Genomic DNA, 18,303 nt, shown 5'->3' on the forward strand with positions numbered 1-18,303 from the left:
ATAAAATTAAATTATTTTCCTTTTTTATCACTTTTATGAAAGAAATAAAAAAGTTGAGCATGTGCCAAGTGTGATGTAGCTAACATTTGGAATTTGAACGAATTTAGGGGTTTCTTGTAAATTTTTGTAGACTTGTTTGCGTTTTTCGCGAAAATTAGGCGTTTATTGCAAGCCTAGTTAACAAATGCCGTAAAATGAGAAAAAATCTTTGACAAGGGGGCGAAAAAAAAGATATATTAAGGGGCAAACCGCTCATTTTGAGCTATCACATTAAAAAAAGAGAGAGAATTATGAACAAGAAAATTCTTACTGCTTCTGCCTTCCTGGCCGCAGCTTCGATGTCTTTCGGCTTCGAAACTTGGCAGGGTGACGCTATGGTCTATCAGGTCAACACCGAACTTGACGCCGGTGGCGAAAAGTCCGGTTACTGGTTCAACTACGGTGACGACGCCGACGGTGGCGCATCTACTGTTACTTGGCCGGTTGATAAGGGTACTGAATGGTCTCCGGATGCACTCGACCCGATTATCGACTACTGCAACGGTGTTTGCGGTACCTTCAAGTTGAGCAAGGGTACTTTGACTTATGACCCGTTCGTTGGTATCGGCTTTAACGTTGCCGGTAGCACGGACGCTGATTCTGACGTGATGGTCGCTGCTGACGCTACCGCTATGGGCGGTGTTTGCATCGCTTACTCCGTTGACGTGGGCGCAAGCCTCGAAATGGGTCTCGGCGACGCTGAAGACAAGGCTCTCGGCTACGATAACCCGTTTGTGACTCTCGCTAAGTCTACTGCCGGTACCGTGAAGGAATTCGCTTGGTCCGGCTTCAAGCAGGCTGGCTGGGGCGACGGCAAGATTACCGGTGAAGAAGCTGCCGCTAAGCTCGTTGCTCTGAAGTTCAAGATCCAGGCTAAGGATGGTACCTCTGGTGAATTTAACATCATGGCCATCGGTGCTAACGGTGGTGGCTGCGCTCTGACGGCTGGTAAAGGTGGTAGTGCTATCGGTGCCAAGGCTATTGCTGGCTCCCTCAAGGCTCAGCTCTCTGGCCGCACCCTCTCCTTCGGCAAGTCTGTTGCCAAGGCTGAAATCGTGAACCTCCAGGGCCAGGTCGTGATGGCTGCTTCCTCCGTGAAGACCATGGACCTCTCCAAGCTTCAGGCTGGTGTCTACATGGTTCGCGCTGCGGGTCTCTCTCAGCAGATCATGCTGAAGTAATCTTACTTCGGTAAAATCTTAAGAAAAGGTCGCGCATAGCGCGGCCTTTTCTAATTGTATACGAAATTGTGATTTAGACCATACCTATTATAATTTTTGAGGGTTATTTTTCCGTATAGGGGGAATAAAATATATATTTAACTCAAAACTATAAATGAGGCTATTATGCAGATTAAAAAACTTTTAGCTCCGATGTTTGCCCCTCTGGTTTTAAGTGCGGCATTTGGTTTAATGGCTTGTGGCGATGATTCGTCGGCAGCTCCTGCTAATCCGGTTGTAGATCCTTCGACCGACCCTTCTTTGATTCCGACAGACCCCTCCACGAATCCGTCTGTGAACCCGACGGATCCCAGCACGAATCCGACTGTGACTCCGACCGATCCGACGACGCCGCCGGTGGTTGTTGATCCGACGGCTCCGTGGACTCCGACGGTGCCTCTTGCCTCTACCGCCAATACGGCTTATCCGGCAACGGTTTACCAGGCTTGGAAGCCTTTCCACTTTGTCACGTTTGAAGAAGAATCTGTTTATTATGCTGACATTGCCCAAGACTATGCGGACATCTTCCTCCCTGAATTTCTGCCTGCGGGTCGTGTCATTTGGTCTTCTCAGACTACGGGCTATTACGCCAAGCAATGCCAAGACAAGAACTCTACTGTTCCTGGCATGAAGGCCCGTGGTTGCACGGTGTCTGAAGGTACGGGTTACGGCATGTTGTTGACCTACTTCAACGGTGATGAAGATGCATTCATTCGCTTGTGGAATTACTCCAGGGCTTATCGTTCGTACAATTCTACATCGACAGTTCCGGTTTATTTGACTCCGTGGATTACGTTCAGTTTCCACTATAACGAAATCGACAATTCCAGCGCGACAGATGCCGACCTGGATATCGCGACTTCGTTGGTGTTGATGTACTACAAGACGCTGAACCAGGCATACCTTGCCGATGCCTTGAATATCATTGGCGCTATTTGGGATCACGAAGTCAACAAGACAAGCCTGCTGCTCTTGTCGGGCGACACTCCCATGTGGGACGGCTCCACGGGCCCGATTGTCTACAACTTGAGTTACTTCTCTCCGGTGGCGCTCCGCTTGTTCGCCATGGTTGACCCGAACCACAACTGGGCTGGCGTGCTTGATGCCATGTATAACTACATGGCCACGGTGCAGGCTGCGGGTACCGGCGTGTTCCCTGACTGGAGCGATGCCGCTGGCGCTGCTGCAAAGCCGGCCAATGGTTCTGCCGATAATACTTACTGGACGTTCAACAAGGAATCGGTGCGTATTCCGTGGCGTATTGCGTGGGACTACTACTGGTTCCAGGATCCGCGTGCTCTCAGTGTGCTGACCACGCTGAATACCTTTATTGTCGGAAAATCCGGTGGCGACCCTTCCAGTGCGGCTCTTGCAATCAACTACTCGTGGGATCCGGCCAAGAAAGATGCTAATACTTCGACAGTTCCGGCCCATTGGCTTTCGGCTTGGTGCGCAACTGGCCTTGGCAACAACCCGGCTTGGCTTGAATCTTGCACGGCCTTGGTCAACGCGAAGGTCCCGAGCAACAGCGGTAGCAGCTACTTTACCGATATTTTGCTTGGAATGTATAGCGCCTTGCTGAACGGAGCCTTTGTAAGACCGTTTTAAATAGAGATTCGGGGACGGTTATAAGATTGCATTGGCGTAAGCCAGCGTCCCCTCATCGGCATAAGAAGCCCTTGACTAAACGTCAAGGGCTTCTTTTTGTATATGGGCTCTGCTTTCGCAGAGCCATAATTGGCGCCTCGGTCATGTGCAAGCGAATTGCCCACGACTCTCGGCTTTTGTATATTCTTCGCGTATGGAAAATGATTCTTTGAATGTGGAAAGTGTGGCGGCGGATTCGTTGCAGTCTGCTGGTGCTGGCGATAGCGTTGTCGCAGCGCCGGAGATCGAAATGCCGACGCCGGAACAGCTCGGGATTTCGATTTCGGCAGGGCCGCAGGGTGGAATGCCCGCGGTGACCGTGGGCGACACGTTTGAATTTCCGGTGACTGTTTCATGGGGCGTGCAAGGGAGTGCGCTTTTGGTGGTGCCGACGGGCTCGGCGAATGCGAAGGGCCTGACTCAGGTGGGCATGTCGCAGGAATCGGCGCGGTCGGTGAAAGACGGCAAGGAAGTCGCCTCGATTACGTTTACCTACAAGATTTTGGCTGCCGATACGGGCGACTTGCATATTCCGGCGATGCGGTTTGAAATTCCGACGCAAATGGGGCAACCGCTCGATTTGCGCAGCGAAAGCGTGGACGTGCGCGTGAATGAACCGTTTAATCCGCTTCCGCTTGGTGTGGGGCTTATTGTGGCTGTTTGCGTGCTTTTAGCGGGCCTGTGGCGCGTGAGACGCCGTGCTGCCGTGCGAGAGGCTGTCGCGGCTAAAAATGCCGCAGAAAACGCCCTGCGCGAACAAATGCTGGTGCTCAAACAGCGCGTGAATACGGCCGACAGTCGCGAATGGCTCCTGGAGCTCGAAAGCATCTGCAAGGAATACGTGGCCGATAAATTTGGAATGGCCGCCTCCGCGGTCAATCTCGACAACCTCGTGAAAGAGGGTAAATTGGAAGGCTGGGAATCCCTTGTAGAAGAATTCGCACACGCCCGCTACGGCGGCGGCAAGCGCGACGGCTTTGAAAACAAGGAAACCTGGAAAGGTGCCATGACCCTTATGGGCATTTCCGAGGAAGAAGATTAGCGCTAGAATAGCGCGCGAATTATTCGTGAACCTTTATCGGTATTACCTGGTTGTTCAAGCGCAAAATATAAGAGCCTGAGCAGGGTACGTTTATGAAGTCGTTCGGACGGATTGTCTTTTCAAGAAGCAGGCGGCCCTGCATGTCGAAAAGTTGCGTCTTTGCAACCATGCTGTTTTGGATGCTGATGGTGCGGCCTGCGACATGGATGGCGGGCTTGCTTGTTTTCAAGGTGGCGAGTATTACCGGCTGCTGCGTCGTGTCGATTCCAAGAACGTTATAAAGCTTGGCAAGTTTGCCGTCTTGGGTTAAGAACTTGATGTCCTGGATTTCGATAGAGGCGTAGCCGCCCGGAGTCATCATGGGTTCGAAAGCAAAGCCCTTGACTTTGCCCATGGTTTCTTTTTCTATTTCATGGTTGTCGATCCAGAAGCTTAAGGTTGTAAAATTTTCGCTGGGGTTAATGGGGCCCCCTTTCCAACAGGGAATCCCGAGCCCATCTTCGTTTTTGCCGTAGCAAAGTGCAGAAACTTCGATTACGCCTTGCGTCTTGAGTGTCATGCGGATGGTATCTACATCGCTCAGGTCTTGGTACTTGTCGTCCAGATAAAGAGCGAGTCCGCTAAAGACGTAACAATCTGCTCCTGTGCAATCCTTGCCTACGCTAGACTCCGCACGCATTTCGGCTTTGACAAAAGCCTTTCCGTTATCGGCAAAGAGCGGTTTCTTGGTGGAATCGGGGAAGATGGTGATTTTGTTAAAGCCGTTCGATTTGGTAACCCAGTTTCCGAAACCGGAAACCTTGAGCGTAGAATCCTGCGTGCCTTTGGGCATTTGTGGCTGACGCATAACCGATGCGGTTACGATGTTTTTCGTATTTTCCATATGTGTCAAGTCCGGCATGTTTCCGGTCAAGAGTAACAGTTCCAAAATACGTTCCGTCTCCGTTCTTGCCGTTTTGGAATTCAGGTTCATCAGTGATTCGTAGACCGTCTCCAAATAGGGATCGTACTTGTCTGTAGAACTAAATGCTAGACCGACACCGCTAGCTTCTGCGACATCCTTCTTGCCGTAAATCGAGTTTGAACCATCCAATTTATAATAGGTTTTGATATAGCTAGCATGTCCATACGATGCAGATGACAACCACTTGGCAAGTTTATCATTAACTTTCTTGGCGTTTTCGTCGCCGTACCAATAATAGGCCGTAGCCATTCTCCATGGGACCAATAAAGCGTCATAATTGAAACCAGGATCTTCTTCATAAGAATAATCATCCATAACCTTCACTGGTTTATGCGTGCTATAATCACACCAGAGCGGAACGAGTCCTGTTGCGGAATCCTGACAGAGGACGAGTTCTGCAGCGGTATTCTTTGCCAATGTATTCCATGCATCCTTGAGTGCCGCTCCAGATTCAGCAAAAATTTTAAAGTTGGCAAAGGCGGAATAACTAGGGTTAAATGCGGGATCATAGTCCGAATAAGCCTTGATATGAGTCTTTTCGCTGGCATCTACATCATTGTTGTAGATGTCCTGCAATAGCGTTTCTGCATAGGTTGCGTATTTTTCTGCACCTTCGGAACCCCACTGCTTGTCGGCCAAGAGAAGTGCAAGAGCGGCACCCATGTCGGCAATGGGGTTGGACACGCCCATAAAACGAACTAAACTGGAATCATTTTCGGAAACCTCGCCTGCCATAATTTTGAAGTTTTGACTTTTGCAGGTTTTTGGTTCTTTGTTCTCGAGAGCGAAGCAACGGTAGAAGTTCATGAATTGGTTGAATAGCGATTGGGCGTCGTTGGACGCATCGGCCATATAAACCGAAACCAACATACCGTATGCAATGTCTTTAGAAGAAATTCGGAAAATTTTGGAATCAGACATTTTAATGTATGCGGTCGGAACGCCATCGACCATGACATTCTCAGTCACCCATTTTTTGCGCCAGTCATCGAACTTTTGGCGGATGGCGGTTTCCGTCTTTTTCAGGTCGGGGTTGAAGATATGCCCGTATGCATACTGCTTGTTCTGGGGAAACGGGTACTGCGGAGCGGCAAATGCGATTGTGGATACGATGAGTGACACCAAAGCGAGAATTTTCATATTTCCTCCTTTTCTCTGTTAAATATAACTTTTTTAAGGTGATTTTCTATTGAAAATAAATTAATCTGTGCGAGGGGGGGGGCTTTCGCCGAAATGGTTATCTCCCCCTGCAGGATAAGACCGCAGATAGAACCCGTCGAATAGAATATCCTAGTGGAGATCCATTTTCGAAAATAGATTCAGTACGGCGACGCCTGAAATAATCAGGACGAGTTCAGAGAAGTTTCGTGACCATGTTTTTAGGGGTGTTTGTTCTACGTAGAAGGAACGATAATCACTCGCCATTCGTTTTCCGACCGCAGGATATACCCCTTGTCGGTCATATTTTTTAACTGTTTTTGAATGGCTGACATGTTGATCCCGATTTTTTGTTGTAGTTCTCGGTATGTAATGGATGGGTTATCCAATAAGCTTTCGAGAATTCTTGTCGAGTTCTCGCTGCGGAATGTTATCCGTTCCCCATCGTACCACCAAACATCGGGTGAATGCTCCTGAACAAAGCCTATGTTGTATGCGATTTCTTCGGCATAAATTTTCTTGAAATAATTCTTGAATGCCCTGATTTGTCGAAGAGTCGCTTGTGCTCCATCAGAAGGGGCGTCGCCGATTTCCAAATCGGATTGGTGTAGAGCGTCAAGGTATTCGTTTTTCTTGCGGCTACGGACCACCATCATCGGGTAGCCGTGCCTGGCTAGAATGTAGTTGACGAGTAATCGTGCAATTCGTCCGTTTCCATCTTCAAAGGGGTGAATGCGGATATAACGGTAATGGAACAAAGCGGCGAGATCGACAGGATTCATTGATTTTGACGATTCCGTTTCGTTGTACCAATCTACAAGGTCAGCCATTAAGGCAGGAGTTTCTTCTGGGGATGCGTAGGTGAAAATATCTCCATAACGTGTAATGACGCTGTTCGGGCGCGTTTTGTATTGCCCCGCATGAATTGTATATGCTGAGTGGTTCCCGTCGGGAAGAGTGTAATGGACTTGATAATCTTCTCGAATCAGGGTCCTGTGCAATTGGCGGATGAAATTTTGAGTTAATGGTGAGAGTGTGTCCTGCGATTTTTCTGAAGTTATTTTAAGACAAACTTCGCTGGCCTTCATTTCTTCGCAATCCCTAACCTTCGCGATGCCTTCCACCTTGCCAAAAAAGAGCAGCAATTCCGTTTGTCCGTATGTTAACGTATTGCCCTCGATATGGTTGCTGTTGTAGTTGAAATCCACCGAAAAACGACGGCTCAGGCGAAATTGGTCGTGCTCGCTAAGGGGCTGCATTGCCTGCCATTCGGCAAGGGTATTTTCGAGATTTGGGCGCTTCATATCCTAAATATAATAAAATTTGCTTAAAAGGTGGTATTGTACCACCTTTTAATATGAATTTTTGTGCTTAATCTGTACTTTTTTTGCGAAAAGGTGGTATTGCACCACCTTTTCGGTGCTTTTTGGTACCAGCGGCTTCTGCGACAATGGCGAGGATGAGGAATAGATAATTGGACATGAGGAGAATATACAAATTAATTTTTTATATTGTGAAAAAAGTTGAGAGGAATCCATGCCGAGTTCAGAGAAGTTTCGTGACCATGTTTTGGAGCAGTTCAATGGAAAGCTGCTTGAAGGCGGATTCCGCGTGACGACCCGCAAGATGATGGGCGAATACATCCTCTATGCCGACGGGAAAATCTTCGGCGGGATTTACGATGACCGCCTGCTGGTGAAGCCTGTGCCCGCGGCGATGTGATTTTATTTGTCAAACAGGTCCGAGTGCGATCCTGTGCGGACAAGTTCCAATATCAATACATCGTCTTGTTTACGGTAAACCAAGAGCCAATCCGGCTTGATGTGAAGTTCTCTATGCCCGGACCAATTTCCTCCAAGAGCATGATCCCGATACTTGTCTTCAAGAGGGTCGTCATTTGCGAGCTTTGAAACAACGGCGTATAATTCCTCCATATCGTAATTCCGTTTCTTTGCTCGCTTGACATCTTTCTTGTATTGTGATGTCCATAGGATTTTGTATCTAGGTCCTTTCTCTACCAAGATTTCATCTCCCGAATGGCTTCGTTGACCGTATACGTCTTCATCTTCGCGGGGTTCTTCAGGTATTTCGCATAAATTTCATCGGACTCTTCCATCGCCTTGATGGTATCCCGATTCGGACGGTTGATGGAAATTTCAAAAGGGATTCTTCCTTCGCGTAGAACCTGCTTGGTAAATACGTTGTATAGCCCCGAGATGGTCATTCCCACCTTTTCGCAAAAATCGGCGATGCCCTTTTTGTCGTCGTCGTCCAGTGTAATCGTCAGATTTGCCATTGTGCCCTCTTTTAAGTGGGTGGATTCTAAGTGAAATATACATAAAAATCACAAAAAAGTCAATGTTTTATGTGCGTATTTAACTGTTTTGACATTGTTTGGCTCTATTTTATTTGATAAAGCTTGCAAATTGCTGGATGGAATGAATCCGGGTTTTGGCTAGATATTCTATTTTGTAGATAATGGCCCGCGGAATTTTATGGATAGTCTTGGCTATGTGCTCCCTGCTGTTTGTGGGGTGCAGTGTTGCCATTATTCATCCGCCATCCGCTGCTGCGTTTATGGAGAAGAACGAAGAATCTTTTGTAAGGAATGCTTCTCTTACTGTAACTGTGGGCGATATTGCTTATGGGGAAAATGATGAGCGTTATATTGCAAAAGAAAAAGTGGGTCGAATTGAACATGAAGATTGGTTTTATAAAGCGACTGAATGGCCGATTGAATTTTCAGTATCGATGCAACGAAGTGTTGGCTATTTTAAATATGGCTTGGGTTTAGATTTTATAACGCCTTATATACAAGCTGGATTTGTGTGTGATTATTTCGGCATAATGGGCTGGAGTAATCTTTGGGTGTGGCAACAAGAAAAAGTGGAACACAAGTATTTTCAATGGGGCGGAGGAGTGTCCATTATTGAACAATTGCCCATTGGCAAAAAAATTCGTATAGGTTTGACTCAGCACTGGTCTAGAAATGGTCGTGAGGATTATACATATGGAGATGCGATTGGATTTGGAATCCCGATGCCGATGCCTATTTTTTACGATGAAATAGGAGGAGGAGGTTATGTGTCTTTTCCTCTTATGGAAACGCTAAGGATTGGTGTTGAGTTTCGATATGGTCGAGATTTGACGTATAAACGAGTTGAAAAGAATTCTTCCGATGAGGATGTTGTAAGAGATATTAACCGCTATTCTATAACAGCGAGTATAATTGGCTGGTAGAAATCAAGGGCATTAGGGGGTGTCCCCCCCCCCTTTTAATGACCGCTCGGTTACATTTTGTCTAAGTTCTAAGCTCTAAGTTCTGCCAACTTAATCCCTCATTTGCCTTTTTTCGTGGAATTTTGTATCTTAAATCGCGAAAACAGAAGAGGTTAACTAAATGGATATTCAGGAACTTTCGGAAAAGGTGCGCCAACAGAGCGCTTTTTGCATGAACTTGCTGCGTGAAGTGGAAGGTACGGTTATTGGTCAGAAGGCGTTGGTTGAAAGCATTCTGACGGGTATTTTGGCGGACGGCCACGTGCTGCTGGAAGGCCTGCCGGGCCTTGCCAAGACGACTGCGGTGAAGGCTTTTGCCGATGCCGTGTCGCTGGATTTCAAGCGCATCCAGTTCACGCCCGACCTGTTGCCGGCCGACTTGCTGGGTACCACGATTTACAACGCGAAGGAAGCGAAGTTCGAGACCCGCAAGGGCCCGCTGTTTACGAACCTGGTGCTCGCCGACGAAATTAACCGTGCTCCGTCGAAGGTGCAGAGCGCCCTCCTCGAAGCGATGCAGGAACGCCACATCACCATCGGCGACGAGACGTTCAAGCTGGATGAACCGTTCCTGGTGCTTGCTACGCAGAACCCCATCGAGCAGGAAGGTACGTATCCGCTGCCCGAAGCCCAGGTGGACCGTTTCCTGTTGAAGGTGAAGGTCAGCTACCCGAACAAGGCCGACGAAATGAAGATTCTGGACGCCGTTGCCGGTGCGGGGCTCCGTCAGCCGCAGGCCGTCGCCACGAAGGAAGATATTCTTGCCGCCCGTCAGCTGGTGAAGCAGGTGTACGTGGACGAACGCGTGCGCGAATACATCGTGAACCTGGTGCTTGCGACCCGCGATCCGGGTAGCATCAAGCGTAGCGACCTGGTGGGCTTTGTGGAAGTGGGTGCCTCTCCGCGTGCTTCTATCGGCCTTGCCCAGGCTTCGAAGGCTCATGCGTTCATTCAGGGGCGCGCCTACGTGACGCCCGAAGACGTGAAGGCCGTCGCCATGGAAGTGCTCCGTCACCGCATTATCCTCAGTTACGAGGCCGAAGCGGAAGAAGTCTCCGCCGAGACTGTGGTGCAGAAGATTTTGGATTCTGTAGAGGTTCCTTAGTGAGCCTGGAGCGACTCGTATTGACGAGTCGTGGAAGCGAGAGCAACGCTCAGACCGGAGGCATGTCATTTGCGGAGGAGCGTTGCGGTCGTGTCAGTGAGCTGGAGCGACTCGTATTGACGAGTCGTGGAAGCGAGAGCAACGCTCAGACCGGAGGCATGTCATTTGCGGAGGAGCGTTGCGGTCGTGTCAGTGAGCTGGAGCGACTCGTATTGACGAGTCGTGGAAGCGAGAGCAACGCTCTTACCGGAGGAATATCTTTTGCAGAGGAGCGTTGCGGTCATGTAAAGTGCCGTAACAATTAGGTTGTTGTGCAATTAATTTGTTCTAAACGTGCTATAAAAAGGGGGCTTGTTGCAAGTCTCCTTTTGCTTATTCTATGTGCATGCAGCCATTCGTCTTCGGACCCGTGCGAGAGCTCGATGTATGACGAATGCATGCGACGGACGGATGATACGCTTCTCGCCGATGTCGTCTGTTCCGAATACGCTGCGTCCGAGTGCAGTGATTAAGGGCTGATACGCACCAACAATGCCATTTTTTTCTTTTTTGGGGCATTTACCTAGACAACGGCGTCCTAAAAACATGGCGATTTTTTATCTTTATGGCGAAAAAGGGCTCAGGGAAATCCTCTGGGTAGCTTATTTTCGTGTTTAACTAGAAAGAAAAACGAAGGATATATGGCAAATCGTGTTGTAATCGGTTCCCAGTGGGGTGACGAAGGCAAGGCCAAGGTTGTTGATTTTCTGACTCTGGACGCAGACTACATCGTGCGTTTCCAGGGTGGCGCAAACGCTGGCCATACCGTAGAGGTGGGTGACAAGAAGTTTGTGTTCCACCTGATTCCCTCGGGCATTATGCATGATGACAAGATTTGTGTGATCGGTAACGGCGTGGTGCTTGACCCGGTGCAGACGCTCGCCGAAATCGCCGACTTGCATACCAAGGGAATTAACCCGGAAGGCCGTTTGTTCATTGCCGACAACGCACACGTGGTGCTCCCGTACCACTCTACCCTCGACAAGGCCAAGGAAAAGAAGGCTGGCAAGGGTGCTATCGGTACTACGGGCCGTGGCATCGGCCCCTGCTACAGCGACAAGGTGAACCGTATTGGAGTCCGCGTAGGCGACCTCATGGACGAACGCGAACTGCGCCCCCGTGTCGAAGCGATGGCCAAGGTCCACAACGAAGAATTCAAGGTGATGTACGACGTGCCCGAAATCGACCCCGAACAGGTCATCAAGGACTACCTGGAACTGGGCCAGAAGATCAAGCCCTTCGTGCGCGACGTGAGCGCCATGCTCTACGCCGCCGTGAAGGCCGGCAAGCGCCTGGTGTTCGAAGGTGCCCAGGGCACCATCCTCGACGTGGACCAGGGAACCTACCCCTTCGTGACCTCCAGCAACACCGTGGCCGGCTACGCCAGCTGCGGCGCGGGCATCGGCCCCACCGCCATTGACCAGGTGGTAGGCGTGGTCAAGGCCTACACCACCCGCGTGGGTAACGGCCCCTTCCCGACAGAACTTCTGGACGAAACCGGCGACACCCTCCGCAAGATCGGTAACGAATACGGCGCCACCACGGGCCGCAACCGCCGCTGCGGTTGGTTCGACGCCCCGGTCGTCCGCAAGGCTGCCGTGGTGAACGGCCTCACTCACCTCGCCATCACCAAGCTCGACGTGCTGGACACCTTCGACACCATCAAGATTTGCACCCACTACGAATGCGACGGCGAAAAGATCGAGAACTTCCCGAACCAGCTTTCGAAGGTGGGCCGCTGCGTGCCGGTCTACGAAGAAATGCCCGGCTGGAAGTGCGACACCACCAAGTGCCGCAAGCTGGAAGACCTGCCCGAAAACGCCCGCAAGTACCTGAACCGCATGGCGGAACTGGTGGGCGTGAAAATCGGCATGATCTCCATCGGCGCAAAGCGCGACCAGAGCATCATTGTAGATTTGGACTAGGAATCTAACCGAAGGAGAAAGAAGAAATGGACAGCAATGTATGTGGACTCTTGAAAGGGGTTGACCTTTTCTCAGAATTGACGGAAGAACAACTTGGCTTGCTTGCCAATTTGGTTGTTGTCCAGGACTTCAACCGCGACGAAACGGTGGTGCTCGAAGGCGACTGTTCGATGAAGGCGCTGTACCTGATTGCATCGGGGACGGTGCAGGTCTATATGACCGGCGTCGATGGGCGCGAAACGATCCTCAGTTTCTTGGAACGCGGTGACTTCTTTGGTGAAATGTCGCTCATCGACGGCGAACCGAGGTCTGCCTCGGTGCGCACCGTCACCGATGCGCAGCTGATGATCATTCACCGCGAACCGTTCTTGACGCTGATTCGCCAGACTCCTGAAATTGCGATGTCTCTTTTGTCCGAAATGAGCAAGAGACTGCGTAAGGCGAACAAGCAAATCGGTTCCCTGTCGACTATGTCCGTAAGTGGCCGCGTGGCAGGTACTCTCCTGAACCTCATGGAAGAACGCGGCATGCGTATTCATACGGACAACGGCCAGATGGTGACGGTGATTCACAACCGCCCGACTCAGCAGCAGTTGGCAGACATGTCGGGTACCACTCGCGAAACGGTGAGTCGCATTTGCTCGATGCTTGTAAAGGCAAACGCCATCGCCATGACCGGAAAAGACATTGTCATTTTCGATGAAACCGCTTTGCAGGAGAAAGCTACTAAAGGGTAGGTGAATTCGGAGTTCGGATTTCGGAATTCAGAATTAGTTATGGATAAAGTAAAGTCTGTTTTGAATAAAGTTTTGTCCTGGGCCAAAAAGGCGCCTGTAGTGAAGGCTCTTTGCGTCTGGATTGTATTACTGGTCCTGTTGGCGTTCTTTGTGGACAAACTTGTCATGCCGATTTTTTCGGGCCATTTTGCCTCTACAGGCGAAGTCCCGAATTTGGAAGGCATGAGCGAAGATGCCGCCCAGAAGGCTTTGGAAAATGCCGGATTCAAGTACGAATGGCTTGAAGAAGGCCGCTACAGCGCGCAGATTCCGGCCGGCATGGTCCTTGTGCAGATGCCTGCCGCTGGCCGTACAGCAAAGCTTGGCCGCACGGTCAAACTTACCAGGAGCTTGGGACTTCGCGAAGTGGAAATTCCTGATCTGCGCGGCAAGAGCCAGAAACAGGCTTCTATCTCGCTTGCTCGCGCTGGCCTTGTGCAAGGCGCTATCGTGAAGGGCGCTCACCAGAGCATTCCCCGCGGTGTCGTGATTCGCACGATTCCTGTGGCCGGCGAAAAGGTCCGCATTGGCGACACGGTGAAGGTCGTGATTTCGGCTGGCGCTACCCAGGGTAAAACAGTTCTGCCGGACTTTAGCGGCGAGCAGATTGATAACGTTTATATTAAACTTGAAACTCTCGGCTTTAAAGTCGGAAAAATCAAGCGCAAGAAAGACGAAGAAGGCCGTGCGCCTGGTACGGTGATCGAGACTTCGCCGAAGCATGGCGATTATTTGCCGCCCGACACCAAGATTAACTTCGTGATTGCGGACTAAAAGGCTCATGAGGGCATTGCTACTTTCACTTTCTTTTATAGCGACTCTCTTTGCGATGTCGCTTTCGCTCGGGGCGTGCGCTTCGTCAAAAAAAGGGAGTGCCTTGACCGCTGCTGATTCTGCGGCTATTGCGGCTGCTGTCAATGCAAAAATCGATTCAATCAAATTTGCAGAAGAACAGGCTTATGCGCTGAATGTAGATGCGGCGCATGAATCGTTCATTCGCGCCCAGGAAATGGAACTCCGCGGCGAAAAGGCCTTGGCAAATGTGTTCTGGCAGCATGCTGCAGAATCGGATACCAAGAACCGCTTTTTGGCGTTCAAGCTTGCTGAAATCATGATGGCTCGCGGAGCGGATTCCGCCGCCTTGGTGCAGGCCCAGCACGCACAGACTTTAAAGGGTCGAACAACGGCTTCGCAGCTGGGAATTCTTGCCCATTTGTACGTGAAAGACGGCCGCGCCGATTCGGCCCGCAAGTATTTTAATGCGGCGCTCGATTCTTCGCGTTACCAGGACATGACGCTCTTGTACGATTACAGCCTGTTCCTGGAAGCGATTCAAGACGCCAAGGAATTGGTTCGCATTTATGACTTGCTTTTGCCGCAAGTGAATTACATGCCGTCGCTGTTCCAGCGCCAGCTAAAGCTTTTACTTGACTTGGGCAAGGATTCTGCTGTCGTGGAACTCTTTGAAAAGGGCCACGAGGCGACTGGCGACAAGAAGATGCTTTTGCAGATGGTGCAAGGGCTTGTGTTCCAGAAACGCATGAAAGAGGCTCAGGCGATTGTAGATACGCTAACGGAATCGACGGAAGATGATGAATCGATGGTCGTTCTTTTGATGAGTTCGCTTGCCGAAAGCAACAAGCGCGATTCTGCCTACGCCTTGCTCAAGAAAAAGTATTCGGTGGACCAAGTGCGTACTCCGCTCCTTGCAAATTTCTTGGGCCAGTACGAAAACGTGTACGGTGACTATGACAGCGCCAAGGTGCACTTGAAATATGCCGCAGAGAATATTGCTGACCAGCGCATTTATGTGACGGGCGCCTACCACACGCTTTCGGCCATTGCCTTTAAAGAAAAGAAGATTAAGGATGCCGTGCGCTACGCCGAAAAGGCGGACTCTGCCGCCATGGGTGGCGACAAGGCCTCGCTCGCGTTGACTTACGGCTCGGCCGGCATGTACCCCAAGGCTTACAAGATGCTCGACTCGGTGATTGCCGTGTGGGACAAGTGGACTCCGATGGAAGGAATCGCTGATTCTGCCTCGATGATGCGCATGAAGATGGATGTCGAACGTAACAGGCGTCAGTTCCGCAACGTGTATGCCCGCCTTTTGAGTGCCGAAGCCCAGGAAATCTGGCAGAAGGATATCGGGGATCCGGCAAGAATCAAGAAGTCGAAGGCTTTGCGTGAACGTGCCGACGAATTCTACAAAGATCTTGCCTCGAAGGATTCTTCGGACTTGCAGACCCGTGTGCTGCGCGCCATGAACCTGGAACGCCTGGAACGCTACGATGAAGCGTTTGCCATATTCGAGTACGTACTTCGCTTTGAAAAAACTTCGATTGACCGCGCCGAAGTCTTGAATTACTATGGCTACACGCTGATTGACTTGAACCGCAGCCCCGAAGAATTGGACAAGGGAATTGCCATGGTTGACAAAGCCCTCTTGATGGAACAGGGCGGCGAACCCTCGGAAGCGTACCTTGATTCGAGAGCCTGGGGATTTTACCGCAAGGGAAAATTCGAAGATGCGCTCACGGTGATGAAACTCATCAAGAGCCCGCATTTTGATGACGACTATGTTTACTGGGAACACATGGCGGCCATTTACGAAGCGCTTGGCATGAAGACTGAAACCAAGGCCGCTTACAAGAAACTGAAAAAGCTGCAGCCGCATCACCCTGCCGTGAAAAAGTTTTTTAAGAAGTAGGCAAGACGGTAGGAAGTAAACTGAGGCTAATGTGAGATGTGAAATGAGAAATGTGAGATGATAAATCACACATTACACATTGCATGTCACAAGTGTCAAATTGATCAAATCGAAGGATCTTTTGTTGAAGTTTTTTTGTTCTATATCTGTCATTCTACTTGCGTTGTGCATTCTTGCCGGATGCGCGGGTAAAAAGCCTGTGATAGAACCGACTGCTGCGGCCGATAGCAATGCGACTGTCGAAGCTCCGCGCGATAGTCTGCGCGCCAAGTTCTTGCTCACGATATATCAGCAGGATTCTGCGACACAGGAATTGAAAACCCAGGAGTTTGATGCGGTCTTGTTCTCGGTGCCGGGCAAGCGTTACCGCATGGAACTTACGGGCCCGCTGGGTATTGGCGTGGCCTCGCTCCTGTGGCAAGAAGAAGGCTGGCAGATGACTTTCCCGACTGAAAAACTTTACATGAAGGGTGTGGGCTATATGGTGGGACTCTTGAATAACGACGGTCTCCCGATGGTGCATATTCACCAGGTGGCCGACATTTTTGATGGCCGCCTGTTGCCTGAAGTCTACGAAGAAGTGGCTCCGCCCGAAGATTCGACGCGTGTAGAAGGCGCGATTTATGCCCGCGAAAAGACGGGGCGCTTTTTCCGTTTTGCAAAAGAGGGCGAACATGTCGCCTGGCTTTCGCGCATGGGCCGCGGCGGCAAGACCGAAACGATTCATTTTAATGATTTCAAGCAATTCGAGGGCGTAGAAACTCCGTCAAATATTATATTTGAATTAGACGGCGAGAAATTCCTTGAAATAAAAATCAAGAAGGTGACTCGCAACAAGTCGTTCAGTTCTGGAACTTGGCGTTTGAACATTCCCAAGAGCTTCAAGCGCGTCGGGGAATAGCCTTGATTCTTCCAAGGGGGAGGAACAATGAGAAAACTGTTTTACACGATCGTGATGTTGGGCCTTGTACTGGCTGCGTGTAGTGGCGATGGCTCAAATACAACTTCTGCTAAGCAAGATGATGAATCGGAAGTCACCGAGAAGAATCCTATGAAATGGAATCTGTCGGTTGCCTACGGGAACTTGGTTGACCGTCGCGATGGGAAATCATACAGGACGGTGATGATAGGCAGCCAGACTTGGATGGCGGAAAATTTAAGGCTGGAAGCGGGTGATTCTTTTTGCTTTGATGACAAGTTTGAATATTGCGATACGTATGGAAAACTGTATCCGTGGTATGTTGCCGTAGGTAGGCCTGACTGTGCCGAAAAAGATTCCTGCGACTTGGCTCCAGTAATGCGTGGCGTGTGCCCTGAAGGGTGGCATTTGCCATCGCTTGCGGAATGGGATACTCTTTTTGCCTTTGTTGGAACGGATATTGTGCATAAATTAAAATCGCAGAGTGAAGAATGGTGCGATTTTGATGACGCTTGCCCTAAAGGGGGACTTGATACTTATGGCTTTGGAGCTCGTGCCGGGGGATATAAAAGCTGGGATGCCAACTATGTGGATGATCGGGATGCTGGATATTTCTGGGCGTCTTCGCAGGCGGATCGGTGCGGGACGAAAGTCATTATTGGAGATGATTTTGACGTCGGGGATTATGAATGCGGTGACGACCAAGGTGCAGCTTCTGTTCGCTGCGTTATGGATTCCGAAGGGTTTATGCCCGATTCCATGGAACCGTCTTTTGATTATAAGGATAATGCGCGCCGCAAATCCGTTGAATTTGAAATGGGGACAATGACAGATTCCCGCGATGGACATGTCTATAAGACGGTGACGATAGTTGGCTTTACCTGGATGGCTGAAAACTTGAATTACCGTTATACGCAGAAAACGGCTGAACTGGATTCGTCGAGTTTTTGTCCTTTTAACGAGACTGACAGTTGTGACGTGTATGGGCGCCTGTATCTGTGGAGTGCCGCGATGGATAGCGTAGCCATGTTTAGTGAAATGGGTAAAGGCTGCGGTTATGACGTTTATTGTTCCGAAAAGATATATCTGAGTTCTGTGGTGCGTGGGGTATGCCCCGAAGGGTGGCATTTGCCCGATAGGTATGAATGGGAATATCTCGCCCGAGAGATAGGAGGGGTGTCCGTGGCGGGGACGCTCCTTAAATCGAACAAGGGGTGGGACGGACGCGGAAACGGTACGGATGAGTACGGATTCTCGATATTGCCGGTTTCTACCTACCAGTATAGTTTTCAAGCCAATAAATATTATACCGGTTTTTGGTCGTTTAGAGAGGATATGTATGCCGGACTCGCGTTTGAAAATGAAATGGCGGAAATCGCCTACTTTGATGCGTATTCGACGCGTTTGTCAATGTCTTCCGGACTGAAAAATTCGGCGAATCCAGTCCGTTGTGTCAAAAATCTAGAATGAGTCGCGTCTA

Annotated in this window: 17 protein-coding genes; 12 read left to right on the plus strand and 5 right to left on the minus strand. The window is 50.0% G+C overall.

All coding sequences use genetic code 11. The features are described 5' to 3' along the window. Positions 1 to 290: 290 nt before the first annotated feature. From BUC02_RS04045 to BUC02_RS04055, 3 genes are all read left to right on the plus strand, one after another. A complete protein-coding gene (locus BUC02_RS04045; protein WP_073319078.1) occupies positions 291 to 1,220 on the plus strand; it encodes a T9SS type A sorting domain-containing protein in 930 nt (309 codons plus the stop codon). A 165-nt stretch (positions 1,221 to 1,385) separates the two neighbouring features. Further along, complete coding sequence (locus BUC02_RS04050; protein WP_073319081.1) at positions 1,386 to 2,867, plus strand: glycosyl hydrolase family 8; 1,482 nt, start codon at positions 1,386 to 1,388, stop codon at positions 2,865 to 2,867. A gap of 193 nt (positions 2,868 to 3,060) precedes the next feature. Beyond that, entirely contained in the window at positions 3,061 to 3,948 is an 888-nt protein-coding gene (locus BUC02_RS04055) for a BatD family protein (protein WP_073319084.1), read from the plus strand. Positions 3,949 to 3,967: 19 nt separating this feature from the next. On the opposite strand, the gene BUC02_RS04060 is transcribed toward BUC02_RS04055, so the two are convergent. Together BUC02_RS04060 and BUC02_RS04065 are read right to left on the minus strand one after the other, a co-directional pair. Next, positions 3,968 to 6,052: a hypothetical protein gene (locus BUC02_RS04060; protein ID WP_073319086.1), complete on the minus strand. Its 2,085-nt coding sequence runs from the start codon at positions 6,050 to 6,052 to the stop codon at positions 3,968 to 3,970. 254 nt (positions 6,053 to 6,306) lie between these two features. Beyond that, positions 6,307 to 7,374 carry a Fic family protein gene (locus tag BUC02_RS04065; protein WP_073319089.1) on the minus strand — a complete coding sequence of 356 codons (1,068 nt, stop codon included), beginning with the start codon at positions 7,372 to 7,374 and terminating at the stop codon, positions 6,307 to 6,309. 232 nt (positions 7,375 to 7,606) lie between these two features. Between BUC02_RS04065 and BUC02_RS04070 the strand changes: the two genes are divergently transcribed. Beyond that, complete coding sequence (locus BUC02_RS04070) at positions 7,607 to 7,792, plus strand: TfoX/Sxy family protein (RefSeq protein ID WP_083564383.1); 186 nt, start codon at positions 7,607 to 7,609, stop codon at positions 7,790 to 7,792. A 2-nt stretch (positions 7,793 to 7,794) separates the two neighbouring features. Here BUC02_RS04070 and BUC02_RS04075 read toward each other — a convergent pair whose 3' ends face one another. Both BUC02_RS04075 and BUC02_RS04080 read right to left on the minus strand, forming a co-directional pair. Continuing rightward, a complete protein-coding gene (locus tag BUC02_RS04075) occupies positions 7,795 to 8,091 on the minus strand; it encodes a type II toxin-antitoxin system YafQ family toxin (protein WP_073319092.1) in 297 nt (98 codons plus the stop codon). After that, a complete protein-coding gene (locus BUC02_RS04080) occupies positions 8,085 to 8,366 on the minus strand; it encodes a type II toxin-antitoxin system RelB/DinJ family antitoxin (protein ID WP_073319095.1) in 282 nt (93 codons plus the stop codon). Before BUC02_RS04080 ends, BUC02_RS04075 begins: the two co-directional genes overlap by 7 nt. 182 nt (positions 8,367 to 8,548) lie before the next feature. On the opposite strand from BUC02_RS04080, the gene BUC02_RS04085 reads away from it, so the two are divergent. Together BUC02_RS04085 and BUC02_RS04090 are read left to right on the plus strand one after the other, a co-directional pair. Then, the gene (locus BUC02_RS04085; RefSeq protein WP_073319098.1) at positions 8,549 to 9,310 is read left to right on the plus strand and encodes a hypothetical protein; all 762 of its coding nucleotides are present in this window, start codon (positions 8,549 to 8,551) and stop codon (positions 9,308 to 9,310) included. Between the two features lie 160 nt (positions 9,311 to 9,470). After that, complete coding sequence (locus BUC02_RS04090) at positions 9,471 to 10,454, plus strand: AAA family ATPase (protein WP_072807678.1); 984 nt, start codon at positions 9,471 to 9,473, stop codon at positions 10,452 to 10,454. Between the two features lie 161 nt (positions 10,455 to 10,615). On the opposite strand, the gene BUC02_RS16620 is transcribed toward BUC02_RS04090, so the two are convergent. Then, positions 10,616 to 10,738 (minus strand): hypothetical protein, encoded by a 123-nt coding sequence (locus BUC02_RS16620; RefSeq protein ID WP_256375136.1) that lies wholly within the window; start codon positions 10,736 to 10,738, stop codon positions 10,616 to 10,618. A gap of 396 nt (positions 10,739 to 11,134) precedes the next feature. On the opposite strand from BUC02_RS16620, the gene BUC02_RS04095 reads away from it, so the two are divergent. The 6 genes from BUC02_RS04095 to BUC02_RS04120 all read left to right on the plus strand — a co-directional run bounded on the left by BUC02_RS04095 (position 11,135) and on the right by BUC02_RS04120 (position 18,293). Then, positions 11,135 to 12,418 carry an adenylosuccinate synthase gene (locus BUC02_RS04095; RefSeq protein ID WP_073319101.1) on the plus strand — a complete coding sequence of 428 codons (1,284 nt, stop codon included), beginning with the start codon at positions 11,135 to 11,137 and terminating at the stop codon, positions 12,416 to 12,418. Between the two features lie 26 nt (positions 12,419 to 12,444). Then, positions 12,445 to 13,155: a Crp/Fnr family transcriptional regulator gene (locus BUC02_RS04100; protein ID WP_073319104.1), complete on the plus strand. Its 711-nt coding sequence runs from the start codon at positions 12,445 to 12,447 to the stop codon at positions 13,153 to 13,155. Positions 13,156 to 13,194: 39 nt separating this feature from the next. Then, positions 13,195 to 13,968: a PASTA domain-containing protein gene (locus BUC02_RS04105; protein WP_073319107.1), complete on the plus strand. Its 774-nt coding sequence runs from the start codon at positions 13,195 to 13,197 to the stop codon at positions 13,966 to 13,968. A 103-nt stretch (positions 13,969 to 14,071) separates the two neighbouring features. Then, entirely contained in the window at positions 14,072 to 15,904 is a 1,833-nt protein-coding gene (locus BUC02_RS04110; protein WP_217653067.1) for a tetratricopeptide repeat protein, read from the plus strand. 124 nt (positions 15,905 to 16,028) lie between these two features. Then, positions 16,029 to 16,805, plus strand: a complete 777-nt coding sequence (locus BUC02_RS04115) for a hypothetical protein (RefSeq protein ID WP_139261014.1) — start codon at positions 16,029 to 16,031, stop codon at positions 16,803 to 16,805. A gap of 27 nt (positions 16,806 to 16,832) precedes the next feature. Next, a complete protein-coding gene (locus tag BUC02_RS04120; RefSeq protein ID WP_083564384.1) occupies positions 16,833 to 18,293 on the plus strand; it encodes an FISUMP domain-containing protein in 1,461 nt (486 codons plus the stop codon). Positions 18,294 to 18,303 lie beyond the last annotated feature (10 nt).

Source organism: Fibrobacter sp. UWOV1, assembly GCF_900142495.1.
Classification (GTDB): Bacteria; Fibrobacterota; Fibrobacteria; order Fibrobacterales; family Fibrobacteraceae; genus Fibrobacter.